Source organism: Micromonospora sp. NPDC048040 (assembly GCF_055587185.1).
This window is the reverse complement of record NZ_JBVJGT010000006.1, coordinates 94466-109726: the sequence shown is the minus strand read 5'-3', so window position 1 is coordinate 109726 and position 15261 is coordinate 94466. Positions and strand designations below refer to the sequence as shown.

17 protein-coding genes are annotated in these 15261 nt (G+C 73.3%); 3 read left to right on the top strand and 14 right to left on the bottom strand.

The genetic code is table 11. The annotated features are described in order from the left end of the window. Window positions 1–9: 9 nt before the first annotated feature. The 10 genes from ACZ6O2_RS09745 to clpB all read right to left on the bottom strand — a co-directional run bounded on the left by ACZ6O2_RS09745 (window position 10) and on the right by clpB (window position 9551). Entirely contained in the window at window positions 10–858 is an 849-nt protein-coding gene (locus tag ACZ6O2_RS09745; RefSeq protein WP_466022572.1) for a hypothetical protein, read from the bottom strand. Window positions 859–985: 127 nt separating this feature from the next. Then, window positions 986–2554 (bottom strand): polyamine aminopropyltransferase, encoded by a 1569-nt coding sequence (locus ACZ6O2_RS09740; RefSeq protein WP_466022571.1) that lies wholly within the window; start codon window positions 2552–2554, stop codon window positions 986–988. Continuing rightward, window positions 2551–3312, bottom strand: coding sequence for a hypothetical protein (locus tag ACZ6O2_RS09735; protein WP_466022655.1), 762 nt, complete (start codon window positions 3310–3312; stop codon window positions 2551–2553). Before ACZ6O2_RS09735 ends, ACZ6O2_RS09740 begins: the two co-directional genes overlap by 4 nt. Window positions 3313–3377: 65 nt before the next feature. After that, the gene (locus ACZ6O2_RS09730) at window positions 3378–3800 is read right to left on the bottom strand and encodes a DUF350 domain-containing protein (protein ID WP_357449859.1); all 423 of its coding nucleotides are present in this window, start codon (window positions 3798–3800) and stop codon (window positions 3378–3380) included. Window positions 3801–3837: 37 nt separating this feature from the next. Beyond that, on the bottom strand, window positions 3838–4263 hold the full coding sequence (locus ACZ6O2_RS09725; protein ID WP_350702217.1) for a DUF4247 domain-containing protein: 426 nt from the start codon (window positions 4261–4263) through the stop codon (window positions 3838–3840). After that, on the bottom strand, window positions 4260–4766 hold the full coding sequence (locus tag ACZ6O2_RS09720; protein WP_350702219.1) for a DUF2617 family protein: 507 nt from the start codon (window positions 4764–4766) through the stop codon (window positions 4260–4262). The genes ACZ6O2_RS09725 and ACZ6O2_RS09720 overlap by 4 nt, the downstream gene beginning before the upstream one ends. Further along, window positions 4766–5389 carry a DUF4178 domain-containing protein gene (locus tag ACZ6O2_RS09715; RefSeq protein WP_350702221.1) on the bottom strand — a complete coding sequence of 208 codons (624 nt, stop codon included), beginning with the start codon at window positions 5387–5389 and terminating at the stop codon, window positions 4766–4768. Before ACZ6O2_RS09715 ends, ACZ6O2_RS09720 begins: the two co-directional genes overlap by 1 nt. Window positions 5390–5494: 105 nt before the next feature. Next, on the bottom strand, window positions 5495–6400 hold the full coding sequence (locus tag ACZ6O2_RS09710; protein WP_466022570.1) for a hypothetical protein: 906 nt from the start codon (window positions 6398–6400) through the stop codon (window positions 5495–5497). A 69-nt stretch (window positions 6401–6469) separates the two neighbouring features. Next, on the bottom strand, window positions 6470–6847 hold the full coding sequence (locus ACZ6O2_RS09705) for a hypothetical protein (RefSeq protein WP_350702225.1): 378 nt from the start codon (window positions 6845–6847) through the stop codon (window positions 6470–6472). A gap of 112 nt (window positions 6848–6959) precedes the next feature. Next, complete coding sequence (gene clpB, locus ACZ6O2_RS09700; RefSeq protein WP_350702227.1) at window positions 6960–9551, bottom strand: ATP-dependent chaperone ClpB; 2592 nt, start codon at window positions 9549–9551, stop codon at window positions 6960–6962. Between the two features lie 234 nt (window positions 9552–9785). Here clpB and ACZ6O2_RS09695 point away from each other — a divergent pair, with 234 nt between their 5' ends. The 3 genes from ACZ6O2_RS09695 to ACZ6O2_RS09685 all read left to right on the top strand — a co-directional run bounded on the left by ACZ6O2_RS09695 (window position 9786) and on the right by ACZ6O2_RS09685 (window position 12110). Beyond that, window positions 9786–10286 (top strand): cation:proton antiporter regulatory subunit, encoded by a 501-nt coding sequence (locus ACZ6O2_RS09695; RefSeq protein ID WP_350702229.1) that lies wholly within the window; start codon window positions 9786–9788, stop codon window positions 10284–10286. A gap of 7 nt (window positions 10287–10293) precedes the next feature. Continuing rightward, entirely contained in the window at window positions 10294–11499 is a 1206-nt protein-coding gene (locus ACZ6O2_RS09690) for a cation:proton antiporter (protein ID WP_350702231.1), read from the top strand. A 179-nt stretch (window positions 11500–11678) separates the two neighbouring features. Continuing rightward, window positions 11679–12110, top strand: a complete 432-nt coding sequence (locus ACZ6O2_RS09685; RefSeq protein ID WP_350702233.1) for a hypothetical protein — start codon at window positions 11679–11681, stop codon at window positions 12108–12110. Window positions 12111–12325: 215 nt separating this feature from the next. On the opposite strand, the gene ACZ6O2_RS09680 is transcribed toward ACZ6O2_RS09685, so the two are convergent. The 4 genes from ACZ6O2_RS09680 to grpE form a co-directional block, all read right to left on the bottom strand. Next, complete coding sequence (locus ACZ6O2_RS09680; protein ID WP_466022569.1) at window positions 12326–12535, bottom strand: hypothetical protein; 210 nt, start codon at window positions 12533–12535, stop codon at window positions 12326–12328. Between the two features lie 194 nt (window positions 12536–12729). Next, window positions 12730–13170 (bottom strand): heat shock protein transcriptional repressor HspR, encoded by a 441-nt coding sequence (locus tag ACZ6O2_RS09675; RefSeq protein WP_350682760.1) that lies wholly within the window; start codon window positions 13168–13170, stop codon window positions 12730–12732. Between the two features lie 46 nt (window positions 13171–13216). Next, complete coding sequence (dnaJ, locus tag ACZ6O2_RS09670) at window positions 13217–14410, bottom strand: molecular chaperone DnaJ (RefSeq protein WP_466022568.1); 1194 nt, start codon at window positions 14408–14410, stop codon at window positions 13217–13219. An 83-nt stretch (window positions 14411–14493) separates the two neighbouring features. Then, window positions 14494–15228 carry a nucleotide exchange factor GrpE gene (gene grpE, locus ACZ6O2_RS09665; RefSeq protein ID WP_466022567.1) on the bottom strand — a complete coding sequence of 245 codons (735 nt, stop codon included), beginning with the start codon at window positions 15226–15228 and terminating at the stop codon, window positions 14494–14496. Window positions 15229–15261: the final 33 nt, after the last annotated feature.

The window sequence follows — 15261 nt, the reverse complement described above, 5'->3', positions numbered from 1 at the left end:
ATCGACCGGTCAACTCACCGGCGGCGGCGGCGGACCGGGGCGGTCCGAGCCGGGCTGCTCGCCACCCGGGGTCGCCCCCGGCTGACCCGGCTGACCCGGCTGACCCGGCTGCCCGCCGTACGGAGAGGACGGCGGCTGGCCGCCCGGAGCCGGGTAGCCGGGCTGGCCCGGCGCCGACGGCTGGCCGGGTGCCTGCGGATACCCCGGCGTCTGCGGGTAGCCGGGCTCGCCGGGCGTCTGCGGGTGGCCCGGGTAGGCCGCGCCCGGGACCGGCGGCTCCCACGCCTGCTTCGGCTTGCGGAAGAACTCGTTGGCCTTCGGCAGCGCCAGCAGGATCAGCGCGGCGAGCAGCGAGAGCAGCCCGATCACGCCGACCAGCGTGGAGACCGGGTTGACCCAGCCGGGCAGCGCCTCCTCCAGGCGGCGCTGGATCTCCTCGGGGCTCGGCCCGTTGCCGGTCGTCTGGCCGGTCCCGCCAAAGCCGCCGCCGGCCAGGCCGCTGGCCAGGCCGCCGCCCGTGCAGCAGACCATGATGCCGCCGATGATCCAGGTGGTGATCCGGGCCCCGTTGCTGCCCCGGTTGTTGAACACGCCCAGTACGGCGAGCACCACCGCGAGCAGGAGCAGGATGGCGGCACTGACGGTGGTGATGACCTTGGTGATGTCCGCCAGGTTCTGCACACCGTTGGCCTCGGTGCCCCGGTAGGCCTCGTCGAGCACCCTGGAGACGGTGCCGAGGGTGGACAGCGTGATGATGACGCCGATGAGCTGGGTGAGCGCGAACAGCCACAGCAGATACGTGGAAATGGTCACCACACCCGGCCGGGTGCGGGCCGGCGTGTTGTGGGGATCGACCATGATTCTCCCTCCCTAAGATCGCGGTCACACCGTATCGAGATCGGGCCAGTCGGGCACGGCAGGCGGACACCGACCCGCCGTACGCATCGATACATTCGCCCGCGACGGGCGCGACGGAAGGGGCGCGTCAGTAGCCGCGCCACTCCGCCCGCGCGTACTCCAGCACCCGGGGCTGGAGCAGGGTGGAGGCCGGCACGTCCACGCGGCGGCGGTCGGCGGGGAAGGCCCCGGCGGCGGAGAGCGTCGCCGCGTCGAGGAAGCGCAGCGCCGGTACGTCCGGCGGCAGGGCCAGGGCGGGCGCGGTGGCGCCGGGGGCGGCGAGCAGGAAGCCCCAGTCGCCGAAGGACGGCACGTCCACGTGGTACGGCGTGGTGGCGAAGCCGGCCTCGCGCAGCGACGCCTCGATCGACCAGTACGACCGGGGCGCGAAGTACGGCGAGCCGGACTGCACGACCAGCCGGCCGCCCTCGGCGAGCACCGCGCGCACCAGCGCGTAGAACTCGACCGTGTAGAGCTTGGCGGTGGCCGTCTCGTCCGGGTCGGGCAGGTCGGCCACCACCGCGTAGAACCGGTCCGTGGCGGTACGCAGCCACGAGAACGCGTCGGCGTGCACCACCCGGACCCGGGGGTCGTCGAACGCCCCGCCGTTCAGCCGGCGCAGCTGCGGCTCGCTGCGGGCCAGCGCCACCACCGCCGGGTCCAGGTCCACCACCGTGACCCGCCGGACGTCCGGGTAGCGCAGCAGCTCGCGTACGGCGAGGCCGTCGCCGGCGCCGAGCACCAGCACCTCGCCGCGCGGGCCGTTCAGCACCGGGTGCACCAGCGCCTCGTGGTAGCGGTACTCGTCGACGGAGCTGAACTGTAGGTCGCCGTTGAGGAAGAGCCGCAGGTCGGTGCCGGCCCGCCCGGTCTCGGCGACCGAGCGGGTGAGCACGATCTCCTGGTAGCGGCTGCGCTCGGCGTGCACCACCGGGTCCCGGTAGAGCTGCTGGCGGGCGGTCAGCTCGAAGTCGTGCGCGGTCACCCACGCGTACCCGAGGCTGAGGAAGACCACGGCGGTGCCGGCGCCGAGCGCGACGCGGGCCCGGCGGCTCAGCTCGCGCCGGAAGACCGTGCAGACCAGCGCGAGCCCGGCCACGGCGTTCACCGCGCCGACCACCAGAGCGCCCTTGAGCTGCCCGAAGACCGGCAGCAGCAGGAACGGGAAGGCCAGCCCGCCGAGCAGCGCGCCGACGTAGTCGGCGGCGAACAGGTCCGCCACCGCGCTGCCGGCGGACTGCTCCCGGATGCGTTGCAGCAGCACCATCAGCAGCGGGATCTCCGCGCCGATCAGCAGGCCCAGCACGAACGCGGTGCCGACCAGCGCCGGGCCGTAGAGGTCCAGCCATGCGAAGGCCGCGTAGAGGCCGAGGACGGAGAGACCGCCGAGCAGGGCCAGGGCCAGCTCGATCGCGGCGAACGCGGCGGCGGCGCGCGGCTGCAACGGCTTGGCGGCGAGCGCGCCCACGCCCATCGCGAACACCATCACGCCCAGCACGATCGACGCCTGCCCGACCGTGTCCCCGATCAGGTAGCTGCCCAGGGCGACCAGGGCCAGCTCGTAGACCAGGCCACAGGCGGCGCAGACGAAGACCGCGACGAGCACCGCCGCGCGGGACAGCCGCCACCGCGCGGGCGCCGGCGCGTCGACGGTCACCGACCCTCCGGCGTACGCCGTGCGTCGGGTTTGCCGGACTGCCGGGGAGCCGTGGGCGTCCGCCCGCTGGCCTTGCCGCCCTCGGCCTCCTTGCGGAGCTGGCGGCGGCGCTGCCACAGGCCGACGGCGACCAGCAGCCCGGTGAGCAGCAGCAGGCCGAGCGCGGCCAGCAGGTAGCCCCAGCGGTCCCGCCACAGGTCGTTGCCGGCGTCCGGCAGCGGCGCGGGGGTGGCCGCGCCGGCAGCCGGGGCGGCGGCCGGCTCCACCAGTCCCGCCTCGGCGGCGAGCAGGGGCAGCGTCACGGCGGCCCGGGTGACCGCCCAACCCGGATCGTCGATGAAGACCTCATCGGTCAGCCCGAACCGCTCCAGCCCTTGCTCGATACGCAGCAGCTGACTGGTGGTGACGTCGGCGGAACCCGTCACGTCGACACGCGCGAAGTCGTTGCTCTCGCTGCTCTCCGAGGTGTAGGCGACGATGGCGTCCACCTGCACCCATCGGGGACAGGCCGGATTCTCCTCGACCGCGACCCCGTCGCCGAGGTTCGACCCCACACTCAGCGGGTCGCTGTAGCTGTAGTAGTCCTGGAGCACCCAGCCGTAGCAGATGCCCTGACTGTCGGCGGAGCGTTGGAGGATCGGCACGGTGTCAGCGCGTTCCTGCGCGGTCGGCGACGGCACGTCGTCGTCTCCCGAACCGCTGTTGACCATCCCGGCCACCACGCAACCAAGGACGATCATGCCGCTGACCAGCCAGATGACCACCGCCGCTTTCGGCGACGACTTCTTCGCGGCCGGCGCGGCGGGTGTCTTCGCGCCGGCCATCAGCTGATGGCGGCGGCGATGATCGCGCCGGTGGCCAGGTGGACGACGGCGGAGACCCAGACCGCCGGGTGCGGCTGCGGGTCGACCAGGATCTCCCCGAGCCTGCCCGGCGTGGCCGCGTCGAGCAGCAGGAACGCCGCCGCCATGATGACCAGGCCGAGGATGCCGTACGCCGCCGCGCCGACGATGCCGAGCACGAAGTCGTCGGCGCTGGCGGCGATGGCGGCCACCACGATGATGCCGACGCCCGCCAGGTTGGAGGCGAGCAGCAGCGCGGCGTTGCGGTTGCGCTCGACCCAGATCAGCTCGTGGAGCTTTCCGGGAGTGGCCACGTCGACCAGGGCGTAGCCGACGGCCATCAGGACGACACCGACCACGCCGTAGGCGAGCGTGACCAGCAGATCGGTGACCAGCGTCTGCAAGGGGACTCCAGGGGTTTCGTCGGGGTGAGGGGATGGGCTACTTGCCGGAGCCCGGGCCGCCGCCGCGCACGGTGCTGCCCCGGCCCCAGCCCCAGTGGTTGCCCACGGTGGAGTGGTAGCGCGGGTACGCCGTGCCGAGGCGTTCCAACAGGATCACCGAGCCGGCGGCGATCGGCAGGATCACCACCGAGTCGTCGTCGTAGCGCAGGTAGACGCCGCTGCCGTCGACGTACTGGTCGGCCGGCCGCCACGCGTCGGTGACCTCCTTCGCCACCTGGCTGGGCGACCGGTTCGACGTGTAGGCGACGGCGTCCCGGCCGATGTCCTGGCTCGCCGCCCGGGTGTACCTGTCCTCGACGAAGCCGCGGGGCGAGAAGTTGCCGTAGAAGATGGCGAAGGCGGCGACCAGCGCGCCGATGACGGCGAACGCCACCCCCACTACGAACCAGCGTCGGTACGTCATCGCAGTGCCACCACCGTCTCGGTCAGGACCAGCTCGTTGGTCTGGGGATACGCGTGCCAGGTGCGCCAGCCGAGGGCGCCGTCCGGCGGGTCGGGACGCACCGACAGCGCGGTCACCGCGTCGGCGTCGCCGGGGAAGACCCCCACCAGCGCGTACGGGTCGTCGGCCAGGTCGGCACGCAGGGCGGCCACCCGGTCGCTCAGCCCGGTGCCGGCGGGCCGCAGCACGGTCGCGGTGAAGCGGTAGCCGTTCGCCTCGTCCTGCACCGCGTGAGGCAGCTCGGGCGGGCGGCCGGGCAGGCAGGCGACCGTCTCGGTCAGCGTGGCGCCGCCGGCGCGCAGGACCACCTGGTGCGAGGCGCCGAGCAGGCGCAGCCGCAGCCGGACGCCGCCGGGCAGGTCGAGGTCGAGCACGTGCAGCGCGGGCAGCTCGTCGTCGCCGAGGGCCAGGCTGAGGTCGGCGGCGCTGGTGTCGACGTACGGGGCGTCGAGGGTGACGAGCATCAGTCCACCTCGGACTGCGGGTAGATCATCACGTCGGCGCGGTGCAGCACCTCGCCCAGCGCCACCTCCCAGCCCGCCTCGCCGTACGCCTCGAAGGAGAGCCGGGCCCCGCCGGGTGCCTGGTAGTCGTGGTACCGCATGGTGCCGGTCGGGTCGAGGCCGGTGGTGCCCGTCGCGGTGTAGCGGGCCTGGCCGGACTCGTCCCAGTTGTAGCGACGGCCGGCGAAGTCGATCGTCGGGGCGCCCGGGGTGACGGTGGCGCCCGGCTCGGCGGCCCAGAGCACCAGTTCCAGCTCCGGGTCCTCCTCCACGGAGAGCCAACGGCGCACGCCCGCGGCGTCGTCGAGCAGGTGCTCGGCCCAGCTCCAGCCGCCCTCGACCAGGCGGATCGAGCCGCGGACGGCGTACGACGTCCCGCGGATCTCGACGATGTCGCCAGGCTTCAGGCGGCGGGGGTCGCCGCGCAGCGCGTCGGCGTCCCGGTCCCGCAGCGGATCGCCCGGGTCCTTGGGGCGCTGCGGCCGGGACCGACCCCGGCGCAGGGCCACCACGGCGACCACCACTCCGGCCACCCCCACCAGACAGCCCGTCGCCGTCAGCAGGTACGCCACCGACCCGTCCACCGACCACCTCCCCAGGTACGTCGGCGGAGACGGTAACAACCCCGCGCACCTGGGGAAACCTGCTGTCGTTCGAGTGAGAGGCCGATTACGCGGCGTGCCGGGCGCTCAGTCGTCCGCCGTCCCCGTCTCGGCGTCGCCCGGCCGGGTCGGGGCCTTGTGTGCCGCCGGATCGGGACAGATCAGGTGACCGGGCGGGACGGTCTGGTGACCGCCGGGCCCGGCCGGCGGGACGTGGGCACCAGGCCAGGCCGACGGGACGTGGGCACCGGGCCAGGCCGCCGGGGTATAGGCGCCGGGCCCGGCCGGCGGGGCGTAGGCGACGGGGATTAGGGCGTAGCCGGCCGGCGGTGGCGGCGCGGCGGAGGAGGCGGCCCGGGGCACGAACCACCGGTGGGCGGGCGGCAGCGCCAGCAACAGCACCACCGCGAGGGTGAGCAGCAGCACGGTCGACACCCCGAGGCCGGCCAGCGGGAACAGCACCGCGTCGAAGGGGTCGGACTCCGAGTAGAGGGTCTCGATGAACTTCGACTCCGCCCAGAAGTCGGCCTCCGGGTCGACCGGCCCCTCGTCGGGATACTCCCCCTCCGCGTACGGCTCGCTGAGGCCGAGGCCGAAGAGCAGGGGGAACAGGAGCATGCCGGCGAAGCTCTGGCCGCAGCAGACGACCAGTTGGACGCCGCCGGCCACGAAGACCAGGATCCGGGCGACGTTGCCGCCGCGCCGCACCGGCAGCGCCGTGGCGGCCAGCCAGAGCGCGAGCAGCAGGGCGGGCAGACCGAGCACCACCGCCCCGACGACGTTGCTCCAGCGCTCGCCGCTCACCTCGTCGGGATCGGCGTCCGGGACCGCCCGCACCGCGCGGTCGATCTGGCCGTCCCACTGGATGGCCTGGGTGACGACCAGGGCCACCAGCCCGAGGAGGACGAGCACGGTCACGAGCTGCAACCAGAAGGCGATGGTGACGGTGGCGGGACGGGGCGGGCGTACCGGCGCGTCGGCGGGCGGCGTCATGGGACGGAAGCTACGGATGGCCGACGCCGGCCGGCAGGGCCGATCGGGCGGGGTCGGCCGGCGAACGGATCATGCTCCGGCGAGCCGCTCCGACGCGTAGCCGCCCAGCGTGGCGCGGCCCATGACGCAGCCGGTGAACGTGCCGAACTCGGCCGGGTCGTCCCGCAGCGCCGTCCAGGCCGCCCGACCGGCCGCCGGGTCGAGCCGTTCCAGCAGCGTGGCGGCGTAGACGCGGCCCGCCGGGGTGCCCTCGGCGAGCAGCCGGTCGAGTTGCCCGCGGACGCCCTCGGGGTCGTCGGCGAGCGCCGCCTCGACCCGCCGGTACGCCTCGGTCACCGGCAGCAGCGTGCCGGCGATCCCGACTCCGCCGAACGCCACCGTGTCGGCCTGCCGTAGCTCGTCGAGGGCCGCCTCGACCTCCCGGTCCCTCTTCCCGATCCCGAACATGCCCATCTCCTTCCCCGCCGCGCCCCGCGCGACTCCTTGAATCATGAGTTGGCGGCAGTCGCCGAGATCCAACTCGCCGCCAACCTCATGATCGATGCGGGTCGGGCGGGGGTCAGGCCGTCGAGACCGAGAGGGCGTCCTTCGTGTCCGCCAGGTCGACGCGCACCGTGTCGCCGTCGCGGATCCGGCCGGCCAGGAGGGCCTTGGCGAGCTGGTCACCGATCGCCGTCTGGACCAGGCGGCGCAGCGGCCGGGCCCCGTAGATCGGGTCGTAGCCGTGCTCGGCGAGCCACCCCCGGGCGGCGTCGGTGATGTCCAGGCCGAGGCGGCGGTCCGCCAGCCGCCTGCGCATCCGGTCGAGCTGGATGTCCACGATGGCCCGCAGGTCGTCACCGTGCAACGCGGCGAAGACCACGATGTCGTCCAGCCGGTTGAGGAACTCCGGCTTGAAGTGCGACCGGACCACCGCGAGGACGCCCTCCCGGCGCTGCTCCTCGGCCAGCGTCAGGTCGCCGATCACCGACGACCCGAGGTTGGAGGTGAGGATCAGGATGGCGTTGCGGAAGTCCACCGTGCGGCCCTGCCCGTCGGTGAGCCGGCCGTCGTCCAGCACCTGGAGCAGGACGTCGAAGACGTCCGGGTGGGCCTTCTCGACCTCGTCCAGCAGGATCACCGAGTACGGCCGGCGGCGCACCGCCTCGGTGAGCTGGCCGCCCTCCTCGTAGCCGACGTAGCCGGGCGGGGCGCCGACCAGGCGGGCGACGGAGTGCTTCTCGCCGTACTCGCTCATGTCGATACGGACCATGGCCCGCTCGTCGTCGAAGAGGAACTCGGCGAGCGCCTTGGCCAGCTCGGTCTTGCCGACGCCGGTCGGGCCGAGGAAGAGGAAGCTGCCGGTCGGGCGGTCCGGGTCGGCGACCCCGGCCCGGGCGCGGCGGACCGCGTCGGAGACCGATCCCACGGCCTGGGCCTGGCCGACCACGCGGGCGCCCAGCGACTCCTCCATCCGCAGCAGCTTGGCGGTCTCGCCCTCCAGCAGCCGGCCGGCGGGGATGCCGGTCCAGGAGGCGACGACGGCGGCGATGTCGTCGGCGCCGACCTCCTCCTTGAGCATCGCGCCGTCGGCCTGGAGCCGGGCCAGTTCCTCCTCGGCCTGCTTCAGCTCGGTCTTGAGGGCGGGGATCCGGCCGTAGCGCAGCTCGGCGGCGCGCTCCAGCTCGCCGTCGCGCTCGGCCCGCTCGGCCTCGCCGCCGAGCCGCTCCAGCTCCTCCTTGGCGGTGGAGAGCTTGGTGATGTGGTCCTTCTCCAGCTTCCAGCGGTCGGCGAGGGCGGTGAGCTGCTCGCGCTTGTCGGCCAGCTCCTTGCGCAGCCGTTCCAGCCGCTCGGCGGAGGCGGCGTCGGGCTCCTTGGCCAGCGCCATCTCCTCGATCTCCAGCCGGCGTACCGCCCGCTCGATCTCGTCCACCTCGACGGGCCGGGAGTCGATCTCCATGCGGAGCCGGGAGGCGGACTCGTCGACCAGGTCGATCGCCTTGTCCGGCAGGAACCGGTCGGTGATGTAGCGGTCCGACAGCGACGCCGCGGCGACCAGGGCGGCGTCGGTGATGCGTACGCCGTGGTGCACCTCGTAGCGCTCCTTGAGGCCGCGCAGGATGCCGATGGTGTCCTCGATGGTCGGTTCGCCGACCAGCACCGGCTGGAAGCGGCGCTCCAGGGCCGGGTCCTTCTCGATGTGCTCGCGGTACTCGTCGAGGGTGGTCGCGCCGACCATCCGCAGCTCGCCGCGGGCCAGCATCGGCTTGAGCATGTTGCCGGCGTCCATCGAGCCCTCGCCCTTGCCGGCGCCGACGACGGTGTGCAGCTCGTCGAGGAAGGTGATGACCTGTCCGTTGGAGTTCTTGATCTCCTCCAGCACGGACTTCAGCCGCTCCTCGAACTGGCCCCGGTACTGCGCGCCGGCGACCATCGCGCCGAGGTCGAGCGAGACCAGCTTCTTGTCGCGCAGCGACTCGGGCACGTCACCGGCGACGATCCGCTGGGCCAGGCCCTCGACGATCGCGGTCTTGCCGACGCCCGGCTCGCCGATCAGCACCGGGTTGTTCTTGGTACGCCGGGAGAGCACCTGGATCACCCGGCGGATCTCCGAGTCCCGGCCGATGACCGGGTCGATCTTGCCGTCGCGGGCGCTGGCGGTCAGGTCCACGCCGTACTTGGCCAGGGCCTGGTAGGTCTGCTCGGGGTCGGCGGTGGTGACCCGCCGGTCCCCGCCGCGCACGGTCGGGAAGGCGGCGACGAGGTTCTCCTCGGTGGCGCCGGCCGACTTCAGCGCGCCCGACACCGCGCCACCCACCCGGGCCAGGCCGGCGAGCAGGTGCTCGGTGGAGGTGTACTCGTCGCCGAGCGGCCGGGCGATCTGCTCGGCGGCCCCGATGGCGTTGACGAACTCGCGGGCCAGGGTCGGCTCGGCGATGCTGGAGCCGCGCGCGGCGGGCAGGGCGTCGACCGAGCGCTGGGCGACCCGGCGCAGCTCGGCGGGGTCGGCCCCGACGGCGCGCAGCAGGCCGGCGGCGGTCGAGCCCTCGGTGTCCAGCAGCGCCAGCAGCAGGTGCCAGGGCTCCACGGTGGCGTGACCGCGTTGGTTCGCCGTCGCGACGGCACCGGTGATGGTCTCGCGGCTCTTGGTGGTGAGTCGTTCCGTGTTCATGGGCTCCCCCGGATCGGCGTGTCCACTGGGAAGGACACAACCAGAGTTGAGCCTATTCCGCTCAACCCTGCACGTGTGAGCTGGATCACTCTCGCCGTCCCGGCCGTGCCCAGAGGTGCCCGAGTGATCGATTGGACGGGCCGTTCCCGTGGCGGAGAAGCGCTGAGCGACCACACAGCGGAACGGCGCTCGCTGCCAAGATCTGCGCATGCCGACCAGGGGTAGCCTGGCCGTGTGCGCGTACGTGTTGAACAGACCGCCCTGCCGGGAATCGGGGTCCGTCACGATCTGCTGACGGAGTCCGGTCGCCGCCTCGGTGTGGTCTCCCACCGCAATGGCCGCCGTGACCTCGTCCTGTACGACCCGGACGATCCCGACTCATGTCAGCACGACATACCGCTGACGGACGACGAGGCGGAGGCGCTCGCCGACATCCTCGGCGCGTCGCTGATGCTCGGTCAGCTGTCCGGGCTGCGGGAGCAGGCCGCCGGCCTGCTCACCGAGCAGATCGCCATTCCGGCCGGCTCGAAGTACGTCAACCGGAAGCTCGGGGACACGCAGGCACGTTCCCGCACGGGCGCCTCGATCGTGGCCGTGCTGCGCCACGGCGAGGTGATCGTCTCGCCGGAGCCCTCCTTCCGCTTCGCCGCCGGTGACGTGGTGGTCGTGGTCGGGACCCGTCAGGGCCTCGACGGGGTGACAGCCATCCTTGCCGACAGCGACCCGGACGGCTGAGGCGCGGATGCACGAAACGACAACACTACTCATCGAAGTCGGTGCACTGCTCTTCCTGCTCGGCCTCCTCGGCCGGCTGAGCCGCCGGATCGGTCTCTCGCCCATCCCCCTCTACCTGCTCGCCGGGCTCGCTTTCGGGCACGGCGGCCTGCTGCCCCTGGCCGCCAGCGAGGAGTTCTTCGCGGTCGGCGCCGAGATCGGCGTGATCCTGCTGCTGGTCATGCTGGGCCTGGAGTACTCGGCCAACGAGTTGGTCGGCAACCTGCGCGCCGCGGCCCCGGCCGGCCTGATCGACGGGCTGCTGAACGCGCTGCCCGGGGCGGCGTTCGCGCTGCTGCTCGGCTGGGACTGGGTCGCCGCCCTGGTGCTCGCCGGCATCACCTGGGTCTCCTCCTCGGGGGTCATCGCCAAGGTCCTCGCCGACCTGGGCCGCCTCGGTAACCGGGAGACCCCGGTGATCCTCTCGGTCCTGGTGATCGAGGACCTGGCGATGGCGTTCTACCTGCCTCTGGCGACCGCGGTGCTCGCCGGCAGCGGCCTGCTGGGCGGCGGCATCGCGCTCGGTGTCGCGGTCGGCACCGTACTGCTGGTGCTGGTGGTCGCGATCAAGTACGGCAACCTGATCTCCACCGCCATGTCGGCGAAGGACCCGGAGGCGCTGCTGCTCGGCGTACTCGGGATGACGCTGCTGGTGGCGGGCATCGCGGCGAAGCTCCAGGTGTCGGCAGCGGTCGGCGCGTTCCTGGTCGGCATCGCGCTGTCCGGACCGGTGGCGCACCACGCGACCGAGCTGCTCACCCCGCTGCGGGACCTCTTCGCGGCGGTCTTCTTCGTCTTCTTCGGTCTGGTCACCGACCCGCGGGACATCCCGCCGGTGCTGCTGCCCGCGCTCGCGCTGGCCGTGATCACCATGGCCACGAAGACGCTCACCGGTTACCTGGCGGCTCGCCGGGTCGGCATCGCCGAGCCCGGTCGCTGGCGGGCCGGCCTGACCCTGGTGCCCCGGGGAGAGTTCTCCATCGTCATCGCGGGACTCGCGGTTGCCGCCGGCAGCGTCGACCCGAAGCTGGCCGCGCTCGCCACGGCGTACGTGCTGATCACGGTCGTGACCGGGCCGATGCTGGCGCGGCTGCCCGACTTCGCGTGGTTCAAGCGGTGGCTGCGGAAGCGCGGCGCGGCCCAGCGGGCCCAACCGGTGCCGGCGCACGACTGACCGACGTCACCGTCGAGGGCCGGGTCGACCGTACGGTCGGCCCGGCCCTCGCCCAACGGTTGTCGAATTGCCTCCGGCGGGGTCTACCGCCGGTCAACGCGCCGGGTTACCGTTTCGCCCCAGCAGCCAGAGCTCGCGGACGGCCTGAGCCCCCGCGGACGAGAGCGGAAGGTTGGCCGGTGAGCGTGCAGGAGTCGACGTTCCACGGCTTCGCCAACCCCGTCGATCCGACCCCCGCCGAGCTGCGCGCGTGGGCCTTCCAGCCCGACTCCGTGCCGCTGACCTCCATGCCGCCGGACTGGGACCTGCTGGTCTCCGGCGACCGGCTGGTGGCGGTGCTCTTCGACCTGGCGATGGACGCGACCTGCCCGGCCCGCCGGTTCGCCCTGCACTGCCTCTACATCTACGCCGCCGACGGCATCCGGACGAAATTCCGCGCCCACCCGAAGCGGCGCTTCCGGAAGCTGGTCGAGCAGGCCGAGCGGAACGGCGACGACCTGATGCGCACCTGGGCGTACAACAGCCGGGTGCTGCTGGCCCGGCCGGAGCTCTTCGTCTACCGGGACTGGTGCGAGGGCGGCCTGGTCCGGGAGAACCGCCGCATCGCCTGAGCGCCCCACGCACCCGCACGGCGCGGCGTCCCGGCCCGCACTCCGCAACGACGAACGGGCCGGGACCCCCGCCCGGGACCCCTGGCGTCCCGGCCCGCCTCTGGACGGCGAACGGGCCGGGACCCCCGCCCGGGACCCCTGGCGTCCCGGCCCGCCTCTGGACGGCGAACGGGCCGGGACCCCCCGTGGGTCCCGGCCCGCACGTCGGCGGATCGTCAGCGTTCCGATCCGCCCTGCTCGCGGCGTCTCGCCTCGTCGCGTCCCTGGTCGATGCCGTGGTCGACCTGGTCGGCGAACCTGCCGTTCTTGATCTCGTCGGTGAAGCGGCTCTCGGTGAACCGGTCGAATCTCTCCCGGACGTTCTTCGCCACCTCTTCGAGCCGTTCCTCGGTCTGCTGGGCAACCTTCCTCGCCGCTTCCGTCATGGCTCCCCCTGCCATCGGAGTCCGGATTGAGATGGTTGGACCTGATTTTGAGGCTAGCGGACCGGGCGTCGTCCCCGCCGGCAAACCGGCAACCGGGGGGCCTTGCCGAAACGACGCACGTCCCGGGCGGTGGCGGGGGCGGAAAGACGACCGCGCCCGGCCGCGGGAGGGCGGCCGGGCGCGGTGAGGTGTCGTCAGCGGTCGGGGCCCCGCCGGGGACGCCAGACCACCAGCGCGGTGGAGGTGCGGTTGGTCGGGACGAGGTCGCTGCCCGGGAAGCGGGCCAACGACTCCAGCTCGGCGATCCGGCGGTACGCGGCGTCCAGCTCCGCCTCCAGCCGGGCCACCCGCTGCTGGGCCTGCTCCAGCAGCCGCTCCAGCCCGATGATGCGCTTGACCCCCGCCAGGTTGATGCCGTCGTCCTGGCTGAGCCGCTGCACCTCGCGCAGCAGCACCACGTCCCGCACGCTGTAGCGGCGGCCGCCGCCGGCCGCCCGACCCGGCTGGACCAGGCCCAGCCGGTCGTACTGGCGCAGGGTCTGCGGGTGCATCCCCGCCATCCGTGCCGCCACCGAGATCATCAGCACCTTGGCCTCGTAGGCAGGGTCACCCGAACCGACGAACTCGTCCGACATCCCGCTCACCTCCGCGTGCACTCCACCGAGCCGACTGAACACCGGGTCAACTGAATCGACGCACCCGCGCGTCGAGATGTTCCCGGGCGGCCGGCGGGGTCTGCGCGGCGAAGCTCTCCAACGCCGTACGCGCCTCGTCGGACACCCGCGCGGGCACCACCACGTCGAGGGTCACCAGCAGGTCACCCGCCTGCCCGTCACGGCGGACCACCCCCTTGCCGCGGGCCCGCAGGATCCGGCCGCTCGGCGTGCCCGGTGGCACCCGCAGGGTCACCGCGCCGTCGAGGGTGGGCACCCGCAGGTCCGTGCCGAGCACGGCCTCCGCGAACGTGATCGGCACGGTCAGCGTGAGGTCGTCGCCCGTACGCCCGAACAGCTCGTCCGGTCGCACCTTGACGTGTACGAAGAGGTCGCCGGCCGGGCCGCCCCGCGGGCCGGGCTCGCCCCGCCCCGCCAGCCGGATCTTCTGGCCGTCGGCCACCCCGGCCGGGAAGCGGACGTTCAGCGTGCGGGTCTTGGTGACCCCGCCGGTGCCCTGGCACTCCGGACACTTCTCCTCCACGATCGTGCCCACGCCCTGGCAGTTGCGGCACGGCTCGGAGAAGCTGAACGACCCCTGGTTGCGGGTGGTCACCCCGGCTCCATGGCACACCGGGCAGGTGCGCGGCTGGGTGCCGGGCTTGGCCCCGTTGCCGTGGCAGGTGTCGCAGACACCCGGCGCGCGCAGCGTCAACGGGACGGTCACCCCGCGTACGGCGTCGTCGAAGTCGAGGGCCACCTCGGCCTCGACGTCCCGCCCCCGCGCCGGGCCACGGGTCGCCGGCCCGCCGCCGGGACCAGCGGCGCCGCCGGAGAAGATCGAACTGAACAGGTCCTGGAAGCCGGCCCCGCCGAAGCGGCGGTCGCCACCCCCACCGGCCGCGCCCCCGAACAGGTCGGAGACGTCGAACGGCATGCCGCCGGGCTGGCCGGCGCCACGGGCGTTGCGCCGGAACGCGCCCGAGCCGAACAGCGAGCGCAGCTCGTCGTACTCGCGGCGCTTGGCGTCGTCGCCGAGCACCGCGTACGCCTCGGAGGCGGCCTTGAAACGCTCCTCGGCCTTCGGGTCACCGGGGTTGTGGTCCGGGTGCGAATCCCGCGCCAGCTTCCGGTACGCCTTCTTGATGTCGTCGCCGGAGGCGGCCTTGTCCACGCCCAGCACGGCGTAGAAGTCCTTCTCGATCCAGTCCTTGGAACTCACCGGTCCACCCCCTCCCTACCTGGGGACCGACCGTCCCGCCCACCCGTTCGGGGTGGGCGGGACGATCCGGTCGTCGTTGCGCACTACTCCGGGTCGGCGACCGCGACCATGGCGGGCCGCAGCAGCCGCTCCCCGACCTGGTAGCCCCGACGCATCACCTGCACGCAGGTCGGCTCGGTGACGTCGGCCGAGGTCTGGTGGGCCACCGCCTCGTGCCGGGTCGGGTCGAACGGGTCGCCCTGCTCGCCGAACGCCGTCAGCCCGAACTTGCCGAGCGCCGCCGTGAGCTGCTCGGCCATCGTGCCGAACGGCCCGACCAGATCGCCGTGCTCGCGGGCCCGGTCCAGGTCGTCGAGGATCGGCAGCAGCGCGGCGAGCATCGCCCCGGTCGCCTGCTCGGTGACCAGACCCTTGTCCCGGTCCACCCGCTTGCGGTAGTTGGCGTACTCCGCCGTCACCCGCTGCAGGTCCCGGGTCCGCTCGTCGAGGTCCTTACGCAGCGCCTCCAGTTCGGCGCCGAGCGCCGTCCCGCCGCCGTCGGCCGGCTGTGCCGGGGCGTCCACCACCGGCGGGCCGGCCACCTCGGCCGCCTCGACCTCGATCTCGTCGACCACGACCTCGGCCTCCTCGACCAGCCCCTCGGCCGGGGCGTCCGACCCGGCGTCGGCGGCGGTCGCGGCCGGCTCGCTGGTCTCGCTGATCTTGCGGTTGTTGCGGATGACGACCCGCGGCCCGTCGCCGGCCTGCTCGGCGGGCGCGGAGCCACCCGGCGTCGACCCGGTCGCACCCGGGTCGGCGGCTCGTGGCTTCTCCGTCATGGGGTTACCTCATCCTCTGCCGTGGTGCCGTGT